The 21,093-nt window shown below is 38.7% G+C and carries 15 protein-coding genes and 2 pseudogenes; 13 read left to right on the forward strand and 4 right to left on the reverse strand.

Annotated features, from left to right (window positions below; all coding sequences use genetic code 11):
* Positions 1-121 precede the first annotated feature (121 nt).
* From STRIC_RS08610 to STRIC_RS08640, 8 genes are all read left to right on the forward strand, one after another.
* Positions 122-517: a single-stranded DNA-binding protein gene (locus STRIC_RS08610; RefSeq protein WP_008090409.1), complete on the forward strand. Its 396-nt coding sequence runs from the start codon at positions 122-124 to the stop codon at positions 515-517.
* 439 nt (positions 518-956) lie between these two features.
* Positions 957-1,928, forward strand: a complete 972-nt coding sequence (locus STRIC_RS08615) for an ABC transporter substrate-binding protein (protein ID WP_008090185.1) — start codon at positions 957-959, stop codon at positions 1,926-1,928.
* 23 nt (positions 1,929-1,951) lie between these two features.
* Positions 1,952-2,914: an ABC transporter substrate-binding protein gene (locus STRIC_RS08620; protein ID WP_008089876.1), complete on the forward strand. Its 963-nt coding sequence runs from the start codon at positions 1,952-1,954 to the stop codon at positions 2,912-2,914.
* A gap of 67 nt (positions 2,915-2,981) precedes the next feature.
* The gene (locus STRIC_RS08625; RefSeq protein WP_008089879.1) at positions 2,982-3,866 is read left to right on the forward strand and encodes an ABC transporter permease; all 885 of its coding nucleotides are present in this window, start codon (positions 2,982-2,984) and stop codon (positions 3,864-3,866) included.
* A gap of 11 nt (positions 3,867-3,877) precedes the next feature.
* Entirely contained in the window at positions 3,878-4,684 is an 807-nt protein-coding gene (locus tag STRIC_RS08630; protein ID WP_008090205.1) for an ABC transporter ATP-binding protein, read from the forward strand.
* 165 nt (positions 4,685-4,849) lie between these two features.
* On the forward strand, positions 4,850-7,207 hold the full coding sequence (locus STRIC_RS11605) for a pneumococcal-type histidine triad protein (RefSeq protein ID WP_008090242.1): 2,358 nt from the start codon (positions 4,850-4,852) through the stop codon (positions 7,205-7,207).
* Between the two features lie 261 nt (positions 7,208-7,468).
* Positions 7,469-7,924 (forward strand): hypothetical protein, encoded by a 456-nt coding sequence (locus tag STRIC_RS11610; RefSeq protein ID WP_008090371.1) that lies wholly within the window; start codon positions 7,469-7,471, stop codon positions 7,922-7,924.
* A gap of 45 nt (positions 7,925-7,969) precedes the next feature.
* Complete coding sequence (locus STRIC_RS08640; protein ID WP_008090343.1) at positions 7,970-8,212, forward strand: hypothetical protein; 243 nt, start codon at positions 7,970-7,972, stop codon at positions 8,210-8,212.
* Between the two features lie 51 nt (positions 8,213-8,263).
* On the opposite strand, the gene STRIC_RS08645 is transcribed toward STRIC_RS08640, so the two are convergent.
* The 4 genes and pseudogenes from STRIC_RS08645 to STRIC_RS08660 form a co-directional block, all read right to left on the reverse strand.
* A complete protein-coding gene (locus STRIC_RS08645) occupies positions 8,264-8,905 on the reverse strand; it encodes a deoxynucleoside kinase (RefSeq protein WP_008090037.1) in 642 nt (213 codons plus the stop codon).
* A gap of 19 nt (positions 8,906-8,924) precedes the next feature.
* Positions 8,925-9,902 carry a tRNA dihydrouridine synthase DusB gene (gene dusB, locus STRIC_RS08650; protein WP_008090246.1) on the reverse strand — a complete coding sequence of 326 codons (978 nt, stop codon included), beginning with the start codon at positions 9,900-9,902 and terminating at the stop codon, positions 8,925-8,927.
* Positions 9,889-10,761 (reverse strand): Hsp33 family molecular chaperone HslO, encoded by an 873-nt coding sequence (gene hslO, locus STRIC_RS08655; RefSeq protein WP_008090432.1) that lies wholly within the window; start codon positions 10,759-10,761, stop codon positions 9,889-9,891. Before hslO ends, dusB begins: the two co-directional genes overlap by 14 nt.
* Positions 10,762-10,885: 124 nt before the next feature.
* Positions 10,886-12,094 (reverse strand): annotated as a pseudogene (locus STRIC_RS08660) (YSIRK-targeted surface antigen transcriptional regulator).
* A 309-nt stretch (positions 12,095-12,403) separates the two neighbouring features.
* Between STRIC_RS08660 and STRIC_RS08665 the strand changes: the two are divergent.
* The 5 genes and pseudogenes from STRIC_RS08665 to STRIC_RS12730 all read left to right on the forward strand — a co-directional run bounded on the left by STRIC_RS08665 (position 12,404) and on the right by STRIC_RS12730 (position 21,005).
* Complete coding sequence (locus STRIC_RS08665; RefSeq protein ID WP_008089672.1) at positions 12,404-14,146, forward strand: SpaH/EbpB family LPXTG-anchored major pilin; 1,743 nt, start codon at positions 12,404-12,406, stop codon at positions 14,144-14,146.
* A gap of 292 nt (positions 14,147-14,438) precedes the next feature.
* A pseudogene (locus tag STRIC_RS12725) lies at positions 14,439-14,987 on the forward strand (sortase).
* Positions 14,988-15,839 carry a class C sortase gene (locus tag STRIC_RS08675; protein ID WP_008090404.1) on the forward strand — a complete coding sequence of 284 codons (852 nt, stop codon included), beginning with the start codon at positions 14,988-14,990 and terminating at the stop codon, positions 15,837-15,839.
* 58 nt (positions 15,840-15,897) lie between these two features.
* Positions 15,898-19,647: a SpaA isopeptide-forming pilin-related protein gene (locus STRIC_RS11620; RefSeq protein WP_008090428.1), complete on the forward strand. Its 3,750-nt coding sequence runs from the start codon at positions 15,898-15,900 to the stop codon at positions 19,645-19,647.
* Positions 19,605-21,005, forward strand: coding sequence for an Ig-like domain-containing protein (locus STRIC_RS12730; protein ID WP_234944207.1), 1,401 nt, complete (start codon positions 19,605-19,607; stop codon positions 21,003-21,005). The genes STRIC_RS11620 and STRIC_RS12730 overlap by 43 nt, the downstream gene beginning before the upstream one ends.
* Positions 21,006-21,093: the final 88 nt, after the last annotated feature.

Genomic DNA, 21,093 nt, shown 5'->3' on the forward strand with positions numbered 1-21,093 from the left:
ATGTCCAACAGGTGGCTTTTCTAACTTTATTTATGCTCTGAGACGAATTTATTGGTTTGATTTGATGCCTTCAGTTGAGAAATCTTTTTCTTTTTCGAATAGTAAGATAAGGAGGTTGAAAATGTATAATAAAGTCATTATGATAGGACGTTTAGTAGCGACTCCAGAGCTAGTTAAAACGGCCAATGGAAAATCCGTTACACGTGTGACTGTTTCCATTAATCGACGCTATAAAGAGGCGTCTGGCGAGCGAGCTGTTGATTTTGTAAACGTAGTTATCTGGGGACGTTTGGCAGAAACCTTGGTTTCTTATGCTAGTAAGGGGAGTTTAATTTCTCTTGATGGTGAGCTTCGCACGCGCAAATATGAGAAAGAAGGCCAAATGCATTATGTTTCAGAGGTTGTGGTCTCTTCGTTTCAATTGTTGGAAAGTCGTGCGCAACGTGCCATGCGTGAAAATAACGTCGCTCATGAATTAGCCGACTTGGTCTTAGATGAGGAGGAGCTCCCTTTTTAAGCGCCTAAAGGAAGACATCTTATCCTATTTTGTTTACAGATAAGTCTTTTAAGTGGCTCAAAAAGACACCCTAAAAACTTTTTTCTCAAAAAACTTGACACTTTCTGCAAAAAGATTTAGAATATATAAAAAATTACAGAAAGAAAACAGGAGGTGCTGTCATGGTGACACAAAGCACAACTCATTTAACGACTAACCGTTATTACTATAGCTTCTTTAGATAGTGTTTGTAGACATGCTACCATGGATACAAACACGATGAACGTTATGTTTGTATCTATGAGGCTATAGCTATTAGAGTTGCTTGTCCACATAGATCATAAAATCTAAGTGGACACCATACAGCTATGTATTTTGTGATACTCTTGTACGCCTGTATAAGACCATTTAGATGATTCTAAATGGTCTTATTTTTATGCAGACGTAAAGGAGAAACAAAATGACAATGAAGAGAGTAAAGGTCTTTACCTTAATGATGTTGACACTAGGTCTATTGACAGCTTGTCGACAGCAAGGCCATCAAACTGGAGAAAAGGTGACGGTTGGAATTGTTCAGTATGCCGAGCATGCTGCCTTAGACCAAGCACGCCAAGGCTTTTTGGAAGTTCTTGACGAAGCCGGTTTTAAAGAAGGCAAGACCTTGAAGGTGATCAAGAAAAATGCTCAAGGTGAACAAGCCAACCTCCAAACCATGGTGGAACAAGTAGCAGGAAAGACGGACTTAAATTTTGCTATAGCCACACCTGCTGCTCAAGCTCTTTTAACGGCAGATTCTGAGACACCGTCAGTCTTTACAGCCGTAACTGATCCCGTTCAAGCGGGACTGGTGGATTCGCTGAAAAAGCCTGGTGGTAACATGACAGGTTCCATTGATGCGACAGATGTTAAGCAGCAAGTGGACTTACTTAGTCGGGCCTTTCCTCAGGCTAAAAAGGTAGGGATCTTCTACAATTCCAGTGAAGTTAATTCTGAATGGCAAGCTAAAGCTGCGCAAAAGGCTCTTGAACAAAAAAGGATTAAGGTTGTTACTAAAACAGTGACAACAAGCAATGACGTTCAAGCGGTCATGTCTTCTCTAGCCAGTCAAGTAGACGCTGTTTTTCTTCCAACCGATAATACAGTTGCTTCAACAGCTGCCACTATTGGAGAAGTGTTAAAAGAGGCTAAGGTTCCTGCTATGGGAAGTGATGAGGCTTATTTGGATGCCGTCTTGTTTACGTCAGGTGTGGATTACCATGCGATTGGAAGACAAGCGGGTCAAAAAGCTCTTAAACTTTTAAAAGGACAAAAGCCAGCCAATCTATCAGTCGCAAAACCTCAGAAAACTAAAATTGCAGTTAACGAAGAAATGGCTAAGGTTCTTGGTATTGATCCAAAGTTGATTCAAGACTTAGCTAAGAACAATCAATAGAAAAAAGAGTTGAGGAAAATATTATGACAAAAAGAAGTCGATATCTCTTATTATTACTACTTATCCCATGTTTGGTGGCCTGCCGTTCTAAAGAAAATACAAGCCATCCTAAAGGAAAAGAGTTGCGCATTGGCATATTACAGTATATGGAACATGACTCCTTGAGCGCTGCTCGAAAAGGCTTTGAAAAAGAATTAGTTAAAGCCGGCTACAAAAAGGGTCACAACATGGTACTGGATTATCAAAATGCCCAAGGGGAACAAGCTCAGCTCCAAACCATTGCTGAGAAGATGGTAGCAAAGGATGACCTTATTTTAGCTATTGCAACGCCGGCTACTCAGGCTCTAGCAAGGGTGAGCAGTGAAACGCCTATTCTTTTTACAGCTGTGACAGATCCGGTATCAGCTGGTCTTGTTGATAGTATTCAAAAACCAGGTGGTTTGATAACAGGAACAAGCGATCTGGCTCCTATCGACAAGCAAATTGGCAGTGCTCAACAAGCTTTGCCTCAGGCTAAAAAGGTTGGGATTTTATACACTACTAGTGAAGGCAATTCAGAAGTTCAGGTGAAAGAAGCCAGTAAAGAATTTGAAAAAAAGGGCTATCAGATTATCAAAAAGGGGATTTCTAGCTCTAATGATGTGCAGGATGCGACAGCCAGTTTGATGAAGGATGTAGATTTTGTCTTTGTCCCAACCGATAATACCATTGCGTCAACCATGTCTATGATTGGAGAATTGTCACGAACCCATAAAGTTCCAGTCATCGGTGGTTCAACCGATATGGTAGATGCTGGAGGTTTACTGACTTATGGCACTAATTATGAGCAGTTAGGCAGACAAGTAGCAAGGATGGCTATTCAAGTGTTGAAAGGCAAAAACCCAGCAGACTTAGCTGTTCAATATCCTAAAAAACTTGATTTGCATATCAATCACGAGATGGCTCAGCAATTAGGCATTGACTTATCCCAGCTGACAAAAGACTAAAAAAGTAGCTTCTCTTGAAAGCTCAGCTGAGACCTTTCAAGGAAGAATTGATTAAAAGGAGAAAAAGATGTCGTTAGTATTATCCAGTTTATCGCAGGGCCTACTTTGGTCCATTATGGCTATAGGAGTTTATCTGACCTTTCGTATTTTAGATATAGCCGATTTAACAGCAGAGGGGTCTTACCCACTAGGAGCAGCCATTTGTGCCACCTGTATTGTCTCAGGGATCAACCCTCTTTTGGCAACCCTCTTGGCCATGCTCGGTGGCTGTCTGGCAGGAATTGTCTCAGGACTGATCCACACCAAACTCAAAAACCCAGCCCTCTTAACAGGGATCATCACCTTAACTGGTCTTTATTCTATTAATTTAAAGGTTCTAGGAAAAGCCAATGTGGCCCTTTTACGCCAGAAAACGCTAGTAACCCAGTTATATGATATGGGCTTTACCAAACTAGGAGCGGTCTTAATCATTGGGGCAGTCTTTGCTCTTTTGGTCATTGTCTTATTGAGTTTATTGATGAAGACACGCTTGGGTCTTGCTTTACGCGCCACAGGTGATAACATCCCAATGAGCCAAGCAAATGGCATTGAGACAGATCATATGAAAATTCTGGCTTACTTGTTGTCTAACGGTCTTATCGCCCTTTGTGGGGCCTTACTTTGTCAAAATAATGGCTATGCGGATTTAAATGCCGGGGTGGGAACTATTGTTATTGGCCTAGCTTCTATCATTATTGCAGAAGTCATCATTAAAAATTTGAGTATTGGCTGGCGCTTAGCCTCTCTTGTCCTAGGGTCCATCTTATATCGTCTCATTATCTTAGCTATCTTATCTATTCCTGGAATGGATGCTGATTTGGTCAAACTCTTTTCAGCTATCTTGTTAGCTAGTGTCTTATTTATTCCAGAATTGCAAAAAAAGCTCAAGCTTGATCGTGTGAAACTAGTATAGGAGAAACGCTTATGTCAACATTATTAGCTATTAAAGATATTCACAAAACCTTTGAAAAAGGGACGGTCAATGAAAATCATGTCCTCAAGGGGTTGTCCTTAGACGTAGAAGCAGGGGATTTTATCTCCATTATTGGAGGAAATGGTGCGGGGAAATCAACCCTTATGAATAGTCTGGCTGGGACCTTAAAGGTGGACCAGGGTGATTTGCTTTTAGAAGGCAAATCCATCAAGCAGCTGTCAACCTCACGTCGCGCTAAAATGATTAGTCGTGTCTTTCAGGACCCCAAAATGGGGACAGCTTCTCGCTTAACCATCGAAGAAAATATGGCCATCGCTTATCGACGTGGTCAATCAAGAGGGCTGCATTGGGGAGTGACAGATAAGGAACGAGAGATTTATCGAAAAGCCCTAGCACCATTAGGACTGAACTTAGAGAACCGCTTGAAGGTAGACACTCAATTTTTATCTGGGGGTCAAAGACAAGCCTTGACCTTATTGATGGCTTCTTTAGTCAAACCAAAGTTATTGCTTTTAGACGAACATACAGCTGCGCTTGACCCTAAGACCAGTGCCATGGTAATGGAGCTAACACAAACCATTGTCGAAAGAGATCAGCTGACCACCATGATGATCACACATAACATGGAAAATGCTATTCGATATGGTAATCGTTTAATCATGCTCCATCAAGGGCAGGTAGTCGTGGATGTCAAAGGAAGTGCCAAAAAAGAATTGACAGTAGAAGAGTTAATGGCGTTGTTCCACCAAAATAGTGGGCAGGCTTTAACCGATGACAATCTTATTTTAACAACTTAATAGTCAAAAAGCATTGAAGAGGCTAAAGTCCTCATCCTTAGGGTTCAATGCTTTTATCATATTTAGATGTCAAAAAAATGACAAATAGGTCTCATTTATCTTGATTTTTTGAAAAGATCTTGACATACTTAACTGGTTAATTAAAATAAAGGAGACCTTTTTTATATGAAGTCCAAAAAACATATATTGTCGATTATGGGTTTACTGTTGTCATGCAACCTTTGCCTAGCAGCTTGTCATCAGCAAGAAAAGTCTGTTGATAGTAGCCCTAAGACAACTCATAAAACAAAGAAACCTTCTGCTAAGAAAAAGAAGGCTAATAAAAAAGAGGTATCTTTACAAAAAACTTCGGAGCGTAAAGGTGTTTCTGGTATTGATTTTAAAACAGATGATGGCTTTATCCTAACCAGTGAATCTCAGATTCAGAGTCGAACTTCCGATGGGATTATTGTCAAACACGGTGATCACACACATTTCTTTTTCTATTCAGATTTGAAAGGAAGCCGTTGGGAGTATTTGATTCCTAAAGACTACCAACCTAGTCATCAAGTGACTCCGAAAGCTAGCACTCTTTCAAGTGCTAGTGGTTATCGTTTAGCAGATGGTTATGTCTTTAATCCTAAGGATATTGTTGCAGAAGATGCGAATGGGTATACGGTTCGTCACGGAGATCACTACCATTACATTTACAAAAAAGATTTACCTGGTCCTGTCTACGCAGCCTCTCCATCACCAGTTAGCCCAAGTCCTATTGGTAGCCCAAGTCATTCTTCTCAAGCTGGGATTCCAGGATTAGATTTTCCAACCGATGATAATTTCCTTTACCAAGAAGGCCAGCCCTTTACTCGAACTGATTTAGGCATTGTTGTGGAGCATCATGGTCACCACCATATGATTCCTTATGATCAAATCCGTCAATCAGATAAGTGGCGTCATCTGCTACCAGATGATCAAGTCCCTAAAAAGGACTCAGTTGAGCATAAAGAGGTCCTAAGCCCTGAGATGCAAGCTTTACTAACAGCTAAGTTGCAAGAAGTGGCTAAGATGAACCCTCATATTCCGATTGAAAAGTTATTAGAAATGGTTCATATTGACGTTAAGTACAATATGATTACTTATCCACATGGTAACCATCACCACACTGACCCGATTGACCCAAGTAAACCAATTGATTGGCATGGAGTGGAAGAGCATCACCATTACCACCATCATGATCACGAAGAAAAGATGGGTGATGTGTCACAAGAAACTGAAACAGTCATAGGCCCTATTGTGACAGATTCGCAAGATGTGACTAAATTGCAGCGTGAAAGTTTGGTGAGCGATCATCATCTTCCCGTCAAGGATATCAATAGTTTTTGGGCAGTTAGCTATCGTATTGGTGATGAGCCTGAACGATTAAATTACGATAAAGATCGTGGGATTTTGACAGCCAATGGTCAAAAAGGGAAAACTGTTACTTATCTTGTTCGAAAAGATATTCCAATGGAAAAAGCGAATCTAGCTATACCTGAAACTGTAGCTAAAGAGCATTATTTCTTTAAAGACTGGGCATATGATTTGCCTAAAGAAGGATTATTAAAGGGAGATGCTATTATTAATGCTTCCTTTAGACATGAGAGACATCGCAACACGCCTTTAGTGTTTGCGGATGCATTTAATGGGGCAGATGTCAACGAAGGGGATTACACACACGTCTTATTCTCAACCCTTTATCATGGTAAATTAGGTATTGGAGACGATTTGCGTGCTGGCTTTACTTACTTTGTACGTCAAGGCACAACATGGAAAGACGCTCTTGCCAATGGTCTAAAATTACCAACACCAGACAGCACAGACCCTAATTATGAGTTTATTGACTGGGGCGGACATGGTTTCCCAGATGGAGAACAGTTAAACCAACCTGTTACTACTGAGATTTTCCTAGCTAATTTTGGTTTAAAACGTCAAGTCATTGCTAGTTATCTTCCAAGCGATGCTAAAAATCCTTTGGATACTAAGGATCCTAATCGTCCAGCTTCTGATGCGGTAGCAGCTCCTTATGATGCTAAGAAGTACTTCTCTATTGTTTTTGATGCAGGTGAGCATGCACACTTTGTAACGGACTCTGGATTGGTTAAACAAGTGGCCATGGTAGTAAGACGCGGTACTCGTTGGAGAGAACTTCAAGCGCATATTCCAACAGTTCAAGTGGAAGAAGGCTATCAACAAGGAGCTTGGCAGTCTATTATAATTAAATTAAATGAAGAAGTGAGTGAAGGAGTCTATTCCCCAACAGTCACTAAAGTTCAAGCAGATGCACCAAATACTGAATTAGCCAAGACGCAAGCACCTGTTTCTACAGAAGTGTCTAAAGCAGAAAAGGCTGAAAAAACAACGGAAACACTAGAAGTTCCTAAAGAATCAGAAGAAGCTAAAACGGAAGAGTCACCAAGCAAATCAGCTAATGATCAGGCACCTGATTTTCTTCCAGAAGATCAAAAGGCCTTATGGTCAGATGATTCTCCTTACGATGATCTTTAAAAAAACTTAGCTTAGTCTAGGCAACTGAGATATATTCTTTTACAAAAAAATAGACTGAAGCGCTTCAGTCTATTTTTGATGAGAAAACCAATGAAAAGGTTTGAAAATATAATGTTAAAATGAAAGAAAGTTTAAAAACAAATCAGTTATTAAAAGGCACTTTACAAGCTTATTAATTCGTGTTAAGGTATAATTTATAGTAATAGTATCTATGAGTTGATCCATTTAACAATCAAACGACAAGGATTAGAAAGGGATTACATGAAACAGACTATTCTTAATAAGAGGCTCACGGTTAAAGAAATCACTTTATCAGTCATTTTGATGGTGCTTTCCTACTCATTTCTAATTGGTACAGATTCTCTTTTTAAAAGTATAGGATCTTCCTTTCCAGAGCATAAGGAAGTGGTTACTAAATTAATTGCGACTATTCGATATCTTATCTTAGATGTCTTAGCGGCTTTATCCTTATATGTTCTTTATCCTAAGCGTGTCAGTCTCTTGTTTGGCAAACTAAAAAAGGGAGCTTGGAAACGTATTGTTTGGTGGACTTTCTTTGGTTTTATTTTGACCCTCTTGTTATTTTTAATAGGTGAAGTCCTTGATATGTCCTTGACAGCCAGTACTGCTGCTGGAAACTATTTCACCTTTGATTGGCATAATATTTTGTTTCGCTTGTTAGCAGGTTGGATGCCTTTATTAGGTGAAGAGTTGTGAACAGCTACCTTTACCCTTATCATCATCCATTGCCTGAGTCGTTATTTGTCTTCTCAGAAAGCTATCCTGATTGGTTCTATTCTAGGGGTTCTCATTTATGGGTTGTTACATTTACCTACCTATGAGTGGAGTTTTTATCAGTGTCTGGTTGTTATCGGACTTGGTCGTTTACCTTTTACCTATCTTTGGTTTAAAGAAGATAGTCTCAGGGCAGGTATCTATTCTTATGTTTTATATGATTATTGGCTCTTTGCCTTAATTATCTTTTTTACCCTGATTCCTTTTTAAAAATTATCAAAAATCCAATCACCTCTTTAGGGACTGGATTTTTTTCTTAGCCTAGAGAAGATCTAAGCTTTTTAATTTGTCATCAATCATAGCAAGAACCTGAGCCAAGTCTTCTGGTTTTTGCACGAAGTCAAAGGCATCGCCATCAATGCGCATTTTTGGAGAAACATCGTACTTGTCATACCAGTCAGGATATTCCCCGTGGACTTGTTGATAATAGGTTTGCAAGTCCGGGTTATCTGAGATTTGTTCATAACTACGGCCACGTTTTTGGATACGTTCTAGCATTTTCTCAAAAGACACATCGATGTAAACCAGAAGGTCAGGATGTTTTTTAGGCATGCCGTCAAGTTCTTCCAGCATGTTGGCTAATAATTCCTGATAGATTTCAAGTTCGGTCTTGGTCACGTTGCCGTTTTTATAATTGAGGGTTAAGAAGAGTTCATCCTCAAAGATAGACCGGTCTAGGATGTTATTATCAGCTTGGTAGGCTTCTTTAATGGACTTAAAGCGTTTGTTCAAAAAGAAGATTTGAAGCAAAAAAGCGTATTTTTGAGGGTCTTGATAATAAAGGTCAAGAACAGGGTTGTTATCTACGGCCTCGTAAAAAACATCTGTTCCTAAATGGTCTCCAAGAGCAGCTGCAAGAGAACTTTTCCCTGCACCGATCGTTCCAGCTAGTACAATCAACATGTTTCTCCTTCTAATGTCATTAGCGTACTTGGTTGAAAATAGCTTCAACTTCAGCTAAAGTCTCAGCGCGTGAAACGGAACCACGAACCTTAGCAGCGCCAGCTGTTCCACGTAAATAATGAGGGGCCAAGCCACGGAATTCACGCACAGCAATCATTTCTCCCTTAAGATTAATCAAGCGACGAAGATGATCTTCGGCAATGTCTAATTTTTTAGAGAAAGGAAGCTCAGGTAATTCTTGACCTGTTTCAAAGAAGTGATTGATTTGAGTAAAGAGGTAAGGGTTGTTCATGGCTGCGCGTCCAATCATCACCGCATCTACATCAATCTCTTCAATCATAAACTTGGCATCCTGAACTGTACGGACATCCCCATTCCCGATGAAAGGAATTTTGGTGATGGCTTTGGACACTCGAGCCAGGGTCTCATGGTCACAAGTGCCGGTGTACATTTGCTCACGGGTACGTCCATGCATAGCGAGCGCTGAAACACCAGCCGATTCTGCGGCTAAAGCATTTTCCACAGCTAAAGAGCTATCTGCCCAACCGGTACGCATTTTCACGGTTAAGGGAATGTCCAGGACAGAGGTCACTTCTTTGACGATGTGGCAAATCTTTTCAGGATCACGAAGCCATTTGGCACCGGCTTCATTTTTGACCACTTTATTAACGGGACAACCCATGTTGATGTCTACGATATCAGCTTTGGTATTGCTTTGGATGAAATCAGCCGCGCGCTTGAGACCTTCGGCATCCCCACCAAATAATTGGATAGACATGGGATGCTCATTGTCATCGATGTGAAGCATGTGAAGGGTTTTTTCATTATTATAAAGGAGTCCCTTTTCAGAAATCATCTCCATCACCACAAGACCTGCACCAAATTCTTTAGCAATGGTACGAAAAGCAGAGTTGGTCACACCTGCCATAGGGGCTAGGACTGTTCGATGTGGGATTTCTACTTGTCCAATCTTAAAAGAGGAATTAAGCTTTGTCATGAATGATAGCCTCCAAGTCATTTTCAGTAAATAGGTATTTTGTGCCACAGAACTGACAGATAATTTCAGCTCCCTTGTCCTCGTCCTTCATGGCTTGCAAGTCTTCTAGAGGCAATCTCATCAAAGCGGATTCGAAGCGTTCACGCGAGCAGTCACAAGCAAAAGCCAAAGGCTCTTCAGAGAGAAGCTTGTAATCGTCTTCCCCGTAAATAGCTGACAATAAAGCCTCGGTAGGATTATCAGAAGCTAGTAGGCTTGAGATAGCAGGCATCTCTTGCAGTCGTTTTTCATAGCGGGCAATCTCATCTTCAGAAGCACCAGGTAGGACTTGCACCATAAAACCACCAGCCACTTTAACCTTGTCGTCTTGGTCTAAGAGTACATTGAGACCAACCGCAGATGGCGTCTGCTCGGACTCTGTTAAGTAATAGGCAAAGTCTTCACCGATTTCACCTGTGATTAAAGGTGTGGTTGACGTATAAGGGTTTCCAGTACCGTAATCAGTGATGGTCACAAAGTGGCCATTCCCCATAAATGGTCCTACTAAGACCTCACCTGTAGCTGTTTTTTTGATGTCAACACCAGTATTTTGAATGTAGCCTTTGACATGTCCCTTGGTATCTGCCACAGAGATAATATGGCCAAAAGAAGAGTCACCAATGACTTTGACAGTGATTTTACTGTCTCCTTTTTGGTTGGCAGCTAATATTTGGTTGGCAATTAAGGTACGCCCAAGAGCCACTGTTGAGGAAGAAAGCGTCTGATGCTTTTCTTGTGCCACTTTAACTGTTTCCGTGCTATCAAGCACATAGGCGCGAAAAGCGCTAGAAGCAGCAATCGATTTAATCATTTTATCCATAACTTACATTATAACATAAAGGCAAATACTTGTGCTGCTCTAATAACTGAAAAAAATAGGAGTATGTAAGGCAAAAAATAGCTCTTCAAACAAAAAAACTTCCAGAATTTCTGGAAGTTTGGATTTACTTAAGCCTTTGTTGTTGCTGCTTTTTGAGATAATCTTTAACGGAGTTACCGGTGTGCTTTTGGAAAGTTTTGAGGAAATGTGTGGTGTCATAAAAATAGAGGAGTTTAGCTACCTCTCCAACTGGAATGCCACGTTTTAAGAGTAACTTTCCTTCATTGATTTTTTCTTTTAAAATGTATTGCTACAAAGAAATCCCAGCATATTTTTTAAAAATAGCACGCAAATGAGAATCAGAAATATAAAGATGGTTGGCGATATCGCTGACTTTTAATTTGTCGTAAAGATGATTTGCCACGTAGGATAAGATACATTGATAGAGCTGCTGTTTATCTGATATGCTTTTGTTATTTAAAGAATCGGAGAAGCTCAAAATAGCTGCGGCACGAATTCTAAAAACATCAATGGGGTTAGTGGCTTCTTCTATCATTCTTAAGTATTGTTTAGCTAGGTCATAACTTTGAGTGTTATGTGTATTTTCGGAAAACCCTAGTTCCACAAGTCTTGATAAGTAGACAATAGCTAGATCTTTTTCAGCTCTCAAGTTAGAAATAGCAGTTGTAGACACTTGTGATATAGGGATGTGATTAATCTCTTTTTTTAGTAAATCGCTGTTACCAAGTTTAACAAGCTCCATTATATGATTGAGATAAGTAAAAGCATCAGGCAACTGATAGGAGTCTCTAAGTTCATGGTTAAGATGTTTCAAAGAGTGGAGATCGGTAGTTATTTTTTGTGCATGGTGTTGTAATTGGTTGATTTTATCTTGGCATTCTTGCTCAAAATGCGTTTGAAAATAGGCATCAATCGTAATCAAAAGGCTTCGAATTTGTGCTAGAGAAAAAGTGGGCACTATTGCCATATAATCCAATAAGTCTTTTAAGGTTCGTATAGGGTATTGGCTTAGAAACTGATTTGCGAGAGTTTCTTGGTAGCTTTTTTCCAACTTGCGTGAATAAAAAGGCCCAATACAGATGATGTAGTTGCTTATAGGAAATAAAAGGAAAGATTCTTCGAGCAGGCCTTCAAGAAAGGAGAAATCAGCATCAAGTGTCATAGAGGCTTCTTTAATCACTTGATAATAAGGTGACAAATATTCTAAGTTACCGTAAGAATGGATAAGCTCGTAATCGCTTGACATAAGCAAAATTGGTAAATGAGTTAATGAATGTAACGCATGAATATGTTTTAAATCAAATACAGCCATAATCTTTTTCTCTCCTTTATTTAAGATTATGTAAAAGTTGTTGAACTGTCAATGAAAACGGTCTTTGAACAGTGGTTAAAACAAAACTAATAGCAAGCTTCTTTCCCTATTGTTATAATAACATTTTTGGAGATTAAAAGGGCTAGTTGCTTCAAATCATTTTGTGAAAATACGGGTAAAAGTAGTAAAAAACGACGTTTATTTAAAAAGTTAGAATTTTTAATTTTTTATTGTTTATAATGAATAGAGTGCCTAAATTTCTGGGCTAAAAATAAGATTTAAAATAAGATTAGGGAGAGATTTTATTAAATGAAAGTTTCAAAAAAATCATTGTACTCAGCAATGACCATGACCATGTTGATTGGGGCAAGTCTTGCACCAGTAGCTCAAACCATACCGGGGATGGTGGTAAGAGCAGAGACGGTGAAGACTGTACCAGAAAAAACGAAAGTGAACGTTTATAAGTTACAAGCGAAAGACTATGCTGATTATTTAAAATGGGATGGTATCGTTAATGATAATGGGGTAAAGTTATCCCAAGAGGAGATAGCAAAATTAGGTACTGATGTGACAATGTTAGATGGCGTTACCTTTAGAGTTTACAAGGTCAAAGATAAAAATCTGACAAATGATGAGATTAAGGCATACAGAACTAAAGAAAAAGCAGATAATGCTACGGATAAGCTAGAATATGTTAGTGAGAAGACAACTTCTAGTGGAGGATTAGCAACTTTTGAACTTGATTCAAAGTCCGATGAGCGCTATCTTTTTGTGGAATCAAATGCTCCTGAATTAGTTTCTTCAGCAATTGCCGTTCCTTTTGTGTTAGCGCTTCCAGTATCAAATTCTAAAGGTACTGGCTTTGAGACAGAAATAAATGTGTATCCTAAAAATATTTCTGGTGAAAAGCCCTCAGTAGGAAAGGATGTTAATAGTTTAGGAAATAATGCTATAGGAGCAGAAATCGGTAAAGATTTAACATTCTTCTTAAAAGGAACTATTCCAACAAATATTCAAGATTACACGCAATATCAATTTAACGATACATTAGATTCACAACTTTCATTTGTCTCAACCGCTGAACAAATTAAGGTGAAATATGGCACTAAAGAATTGACATACTCTGCTGATTATACTGTTGAGATTTCAGGTCAAACATTAACAGTGAAATTAACAGAAGCTGGAATTAATAAGATTGCAAAAGCAGTACCATTAGCAAATCGAAATAAAATTAACGCTACAACAATTGCAGATGTTAAACAAAATACTGACGAATCACCATTTATTCAAGTTGATTTTCAAGCAGAGATAAATGAAAATGCCATTTTAGGAAAAGACATTCTTAATAAAACAAGTATTACATATACAAACAGTGGCAATCAATTAGGAAATCCAAAAACGGACCCTAATAATCCATCGGTTCCTAGTCACCCTTCAAAAGAGACACCTCCATCAGATGAGACAAAAGTCTATACTGGTGGGAAACGTTTTGTTAAAACTGATGCTGGTAATGCTAATCAAAAGCTATCAGGGGCAGAATTTGATTTATTTTCTGATAGCGAAGCTCAGACAGCGATTAAATGGACTACTGAATTGTTAAAAGCCAATAAAAAAGGAATTGATGCAGGACAATTTGTTGATCCTAAGGAGAATGAAGCAATTGTTCTAAAATCTAATACAGATGGTACGTTTGACATTTTGGGGCTTTCTTATGGTTTAGAAGGTAAAACGGCAGTTGAAGGAACAACTGATTACTACTTGAAAGAAACAAAAGCTCCTGAGAACTATGTATTGTTGCAAAAAACAATTGCCTTTACTGTTAATCAAACATCCTACAATACAACCCCTGTTACAGTGACAAATCATAAGATGACGCCACCACCTGTAAAACCATCACATCCATTTGGTTGGATACCGCAAACAGGAGAAACACAGGCAATATTTTTAATGATAGTAGGGTTCATTTTTATCTTAGGAGCATTTATCCTTTTAGGTTATCGTCGTCTTAAGCATGATAAGGGGCAATATGACACCAAAAAAGAGAATGAATAAAAGAAATCTCTTTAGGGTTTGGTTATCTCGTTTTATCTTTCTGATCGGGTTACTGATTTTAGCATTTCCTATTATGAGTTAGATACTTTACTATCAGGCCTCACATCTTAAGATTAATGGGTTTAAAGAAGCAGTAACAAGGATTGACAAATCAGCAATCAAACACAGACTGTCTCTAGCAAAAGCTTACAATGCTAGCCTGGTTGGAAAGGCTAATCAGTCCGACCAAGCTTCTCTAAAATATCCCTACTCAGAAGACCAAAAACATGCAGGTCGTGTTGAGTATGCCAGAATGTTAGAAGTAAGAGAGCAAATAGGGCATCTTATCATTCCAAAGCTTAATCAAGATCTTCCAATCTATGCAGGAACGGGTGAAGAAAATCTCCAAAGAGGAGTAGGACACTTAGAAGGGACCAGTTTACCTGTTGGCAGCCCTCTATGCGGTGTTAACAGCGCATAGAGGGCTGCCAACAGCACGATTGTTTACCGATTTAAACCAGCTAAAAAAGAAGACCGATTCTATATTGAGCATATCGGAGGGAAAATAGCTTATCAAGTGGAGTCGATTAAGGTCATTACTCCTGATAGACTAGAAGACCTAGTCATTACACCGGGAAAGGATGAGGTTACTTTGCTTACCTGCACTCCCTACATGATTAATAGTCACCGTCTCTTGGTGCGAGGAAAAAGAATTCCTTATAAGGAGAAGGTGGAGGAAGGCGACAAAAAAGCAGGGCAAGTCCACCAATTGAAGCGTTACGCCAGTATAGGTCTGGTATTGATTTTCTTACGGGTTTTAGTCTGGTATAGGAAGAAGAAAAAGAAGAGAGGGAGAAAATAGATGCAAAGGATACGAGCCTTAGGTCAGCTCATTCGTGAACATAAGTTAAGAAGCATGTTATTTTTTCTAGGCATTCTTATCTTACTTTTTCCTATTGTTAGTCAGGTTAGCTACTATTTGGCCTCTCATCAAAAGATTAACCAATTTGAGCATCAAGTATCTTCTCTTGACAGGTCTGATATCAATAGACGAATAGATTTAGCTCAAGCCTATAATTCTGCTATTTCAAAACACCTGTTACTAGAGGATCCATTTACTCCGCAAGAAAAAAATGGTTTACAAGAATACGCTAGGATGTTGGAGGTAAACGAACAACTAGGCTACCTTGCCATTCCTACAATTGGACTTGATTTGCCAATTTATGCAGGGACATCAGCTAAGGTGCTTGAAAAAGGTAGTGGACATTTAGAAGGCAGTAGTTTACCAGTAGGAGGTCAATCGACTCATTCGGTTCTGACAGCTCATCGTGGCTTGCCATCGGCTAGACTATTTACTGATTTGAATCAACTCAAAAAAGGAGATCGTTTTTATGTCACTAATCTTAAAGAAACTCTGGCCTACAAGGTGAATCAGATTAAGGTGATAGAGCCTAGTCAATTGGATGCTCTTACAATTGTAGAAGGTAAGGACTATGTAACACTCTTAACCTGTACACCTTATATGATTAATAGTCACCGGTTACTCGTCAGAGGTGAAAGAATTTCCTTACCACTTAAAAAAATTAACCAAAAAAAGAGAAGCTCGATATCAATGTATCAGTATTATCGCTGGTTACTTTATGTGGTAATCGTTGGCCTACTTTTATTAGTGATGACCCTATCAAAAAGATACCTTGTTCGACGAAAATCATAACAGCTATTCATAACAGCCCCGGAGAGAGGACTAAAACTTAAAGGGGAAAGTGAGTATTGTGAATAAAGACAAAATCAAAAAGATATTACTTAAATTAACCGTTATTCTAGCCATTTGTCAATTACTTGTTCCAACAAGTCTAACAGCGATTACCGTGTTAGCTGAACAGATTGGCACAGAGACGGTTAGCAGTGGAAATGATAAGCTTCAGGATAGTGATTTGGACTTTGAAGAAGCGATGACAGAGTCAGGTGATGTCTTAAAAGACGCTTCGAAAACATGGCTATTGTTAACCTATAGCAAGATTGAAAAGGATCTTCCTTCTCAAGATTTGTTTCTAACATTACCTGCTGGTATGACAGTTGATACTGTGACAAAAGATAAACCACTAAATCTACAAAACTTATCTGTACCGAGCCAACTTGCTATTGATGAAGGCAAGGAAACCATCAATAATACGGATGTTATTTCTGGTTTTGAGCAGATTTCTGAAAGTGTTTATAAAATTAGTTTTAAGCCAACGACTCAAGTAGTCAATTTAGTATTTCAGGTGACAAATCCTGTTTCAGATGCAGCTATTGAACTCCAACTAAGTGACAAACAAGATGTCACCCAAGCTCTTCTTAAAAAGACACTGACTTTAATATCAGATTTAAAAGGTGAAGAAACACCTCCGTCATCAGCTTCATCAAATAAGATTCAGCCAAGAGCCATCCAATCATCACCATCAATGGGTAATCAAGATATCAGTAATAGCCTGACCCTTGCTAATCAGCAATTGACCTTAGTAGACAAAGATAAAAATGGCATTTATGATGTGGAAGCACCAGATTCCTTGTCATTTAAAGTTGATCTTAGTCTATTAGACCAGAGCTTAATTGTAGCAGGTAATTATTTTAACTTGAAGATATCCGATAGCATTCATTATAATATGCTCAATCCAACGGACATCAATTTTCCTGTTTTGAAGCAAGATGGTAAAGTCATTGCAGTACCAGAACTAACACAAGATAGTCCGGTAGATGGCTTGTTGAGAGCAACAGGAAAAATAGTTCGCTATACCTTTACAGATCAAGTATCGGGCTTAACCAACTTAAATTTAAAATTGGATTTAGGACATTCAGTCAATCCCAATGTTGTCCAAAAAAATGGTAAACACGATTTCAGCTATCAGATAGGTCAACAGATTATAAAACAGAATTATGATGTTCTTTATGCGAAACCGAAAGAAAATGATAAGCTTAATATCCATCAGCGCCTGACTTATACTGATTCCAAACAAAATCTTAAAGCAAGCAGTTTAATCTATGTCAATCCTAAACAGAATGTGCAAGAAGCAGGTCACCAAACATTAACGATAGATGTTGCTCCTAAAACATATGATGTAGGGGGTAAATTAGCGACTAATTTACTAAATCTAAACTCTCAAACAGATATAAAGGTTTATAAATTAAGAGATCCCAAAGGCATTACTGATGCAGTTAACCTAGACAAACAGTACTGGGAGGAAGTTAAAGGTTTATCAATTACAAAAGGAAATGATAAAATCGATATTGCTTTTGATTATAAGCAAGCAGAGAACACAGCATATGCTGTTGAGGTTACAACTACTCTTAATCAAGAAGGAGGACAGCCTCTACTAATAGCTCAGAGATCAAGTTTGCAAGCTTTAACAAAAAGTATTTCGGAAATAGATTCTATTGCCATAGTTGGTAGTGGTGGTTCTGCAATTGGGGACCAATCGCCAAAAGGGACACTCTACCTTAACAAGGTAGATAGCAAAAATTTGCACCTTGCCAATGCTACCTTCACCCTTTCTGGGACTACAACTGCAGGTCAATTTCTTTACCGTACGCTAGTAACAGATACAAAAGAAGTAGCGATATCGGACCTTCCTCCGGGTACTTATCAGTTAAAAGAAACAGCAGCTCCATCAACTTATGTTAGAATTGAAAGCCCTTGGACTGTAACAGTTGACTCTAGCGGTAAAGTCAGTATCACTGGAAATGATGCTGATACTAAGAAAACCCAAGAAGCTGCTGATATTGTGATTTTATGGGAAGCAACAAAGTGGCATTATGGAAGTTCACAATTTTATCAAGATAGAATTAAGGAGTTTGTTGATGCCATTGGAAATCCTAATGCTAGGTACACAGTTGTGGGTTATGGTGGAGATACTAGTGTAAAAGCTCAGTTCCTTCTTCAGTCAGTAACTGAGTCTGAATTAAAAAGTGCTATAAATAAGATTAGCTTAGCAACAAGCTTACCTGACAGTCGAAATTCTATACTTAATGCATATAATTTGGCACTTCAACACTTTCAAGAAAGTAAAGTAAAGCAAAAATATCTACTTCAATTAACAGAGTATCCGATTTACTATAATGAAAAAACATTGGTACCTAACAGTCAAGCGACTATGGATAGTATGAAATCTATAGATGTAATCCCGTACTTGTTAGTCGCAAGAGATCCTACACAAAATCGCAGTTCTTACTATCTCGACCCTCAAGGACCAAGCCCATCATTTGGTGGCCTATTTGCTAAAGACAATATAAAAGTTGCTTGGTCTAAGTATACTACAACTCTTTTTCAACCAGACTCATCAGATCACGGGTACGCGAATCAAATCCAAGCTATAGGATCAGCTATTAAACAAGCTATTCCAACATCTGTTTTGACTATCACAAATAAGCAAGGTGGCCAATTCAGTCTTAAGAAAATTGATGAAAATAAAAATGGTCTAGCAGGAGCGACCTTTACGCTTTCAAAGCGGACGACTGTTTTGAGTGCCTATCAAGTTCAGGGAGACTTTCCTTCTGTTAGCCAAGTGACTAGCTCCGATCGAACCACTTTAACCTTTGATCATTTAAAGCCTGGTGTTTACAATCTAAGAGAAAGTAAAGCACCAGAGGCATATGCCAAAGAAGATAAGACCTATGTGGTAGTCGTACAAAATTCTGGAAAAACAACGATTGTGGACGAAGTAAGTTTTAAAGAAACTGATTTTTCTATGACAGATGCCAGTACTCCTACAGAATACCCAACAAAAGAAATTGAGAATAAACCTAATCATATTAAATTCTTTAAAGTCGGTGACAAAGGTAAAGAACTTGCTGGTGCAGAGTTTGCCCTGAAAAAGGATAATCAAACGATTCAAACGGTGAAATCAGGCTCTGATGGCAGTTTTGGATTTAACAAACTTAAAGCAGGAAACTATGCGCTATGGGAAACCAAAGTAGCTGATAATGCCTATCAACTTCCAAAAGAAGTCGTAGCAACATTTAACGTGACCGATGATGGCGGCATTTCAGAACCTATAGGACGCCTCTTTATCCAAAATGCACAAAAGTCTGATCGCTATGAAATTAGAAATGAACTCATTAATAAAACCATTGATGATCAAAAAATTAAAGTCATCAAAAGAGATGAGCTGACGGACCTTCCTTTAGCTAATACTCAATTCCAGTTAGAAGCTTCTGATGGAATGATTTATCTGGGTCTGACAGATCGTAAAGGAGAGTATACCTTTGACAAGCTTCCTTATGGACAATATGTGTTAACGGAAATCGAAGCTCCAGATGGTTATATCCTAGATCGAACACCTCGTAAAATCAATATTACTGAAGCTAGTGGTTCTGAGACTGAGGTGGTAGCCAGCAGTCCAGTAGGTACTCAACCAGCCCCGGCTAATACGGAAAACGGGGGGGTGCCCCAACCACTACAGACACAGGCAAAGATGTTTCTGATAAAATCACCATCAAAAAATTGGAGATTACGTCTTCAAACGATGAAACACCAACTATTGTAAAACCCAACAGTGGTGAAAATATTGTCATGCGAGCTGAGTTCACCATTCAAGCAGGTAGTGACATCAAAGCTGGTGATACCTTTACAGTGACCTTACCAAATACCATTGATCCTTTTGGGATATCTGTGCCAGAAAATGTGGCTTTTCGGGTTATGGGACCACTTGGAACACTAGCACTTGGTAGCTACGATAGTACGACAAGAACCATCACCTACACCTTTACAGACTATATCACCAGATACGCGGTATCGACGTTTAGCATGATTTCGCCATTTTTCATTGATCGTCATACGGTTAAGTATAGTCAAAATATTGATATTTACCTTAAAATTGGGAAACAATCTTCACAGCCTCAAACTTTTGCTATTAATTATGATCCTTATTATGGAGCATTAGATACACATAATCCAGTTAACATTGGCTCAATGATTACAAGTTTGGATGAAGCGACAGGAGATTTTGTTAACTATATATATGTTAATCCGCTTGGAAAGAGATTAGAACAAACACAATTAACCTATACTGGAAGCGGATCAACTATTATCAATCAAGACACTAGAGTCCAAGTTTTTGAAGTTTCATATCCTACTGTACAAATGCCTCCGAGTTGGGGAGTTGACGACAAATCAATGAGAGAAGTATTTGACACTAATATTAGTAAGAGTGATGGTCGTATTCTTATTGATTTCTATGACGACCTTTTATACGGTAAATCTTATATCGTTAAAATCAGTGGCAAATCCGATTTAAAAAATAGCGATCCTATTCATACAGAAGCAGTTTTACAGCAGCGCTATTTTAATTATTACTCTTATTGGATGGAATCGGGTCTGTATGTTCCAAAAGGTCCTTTTACAGAAAGTTTTAGATTTACAGCTGATGTGACGAAGAAATCAGGCGAAAGTAATGCAGATGGTTCCATCGTTGTTAATTTGACGAACCGGAAAAATTATATCGACTTTACCAAAACAGATGCTCACGGTAATCCCCTTGAAGCGACTTTCGAGTTACGCAAAAAGTCAGGAAGTAGTGATACCGTAACTGTCGGTAGTCAGGTAAACTCAGATAAGACAACAGGTAAGTTTTATTTTGAAGGATTAGCTAAGGGAGATTATGAACTTTGGGAAGTGAAGGCTCTAACTGGCTTTAATAAACCAGTTCAAGCAGTGGCAACCTTTACCGTCAACGATGAAGGAGAAATCGTAGATAAAAGCCTAGCTGATGGTAAGATTGTCAATTACAAGGTTCCTGAATTACCAGCCACCGGCGGGATAGGAGTCCTACTTTATCTTTTAGGTGGTAGCCTATTGTGCTTTATGGCACTTTTTGGAAAGCGGCTTAAAAGAATGAAACCTTAATGGATGACTAGAGATGCTATCTTTAACGAGCTAATCTTACACAAGTAAAAGAGACAGATTCAACTGTCTCTTTTTTCTTGCCATTAAG

The sequence above is a fragment of the Streptococcus ictaluri 707-05 genome, from assembly GCF_000188015.2.
Taxonomy (GTDB): domain Bacteria; phylum Bacillota; class Bacilli; order Lactobacillales; family Streptococcaceae; genus Streptococcus; species Streptococcus ictaluri.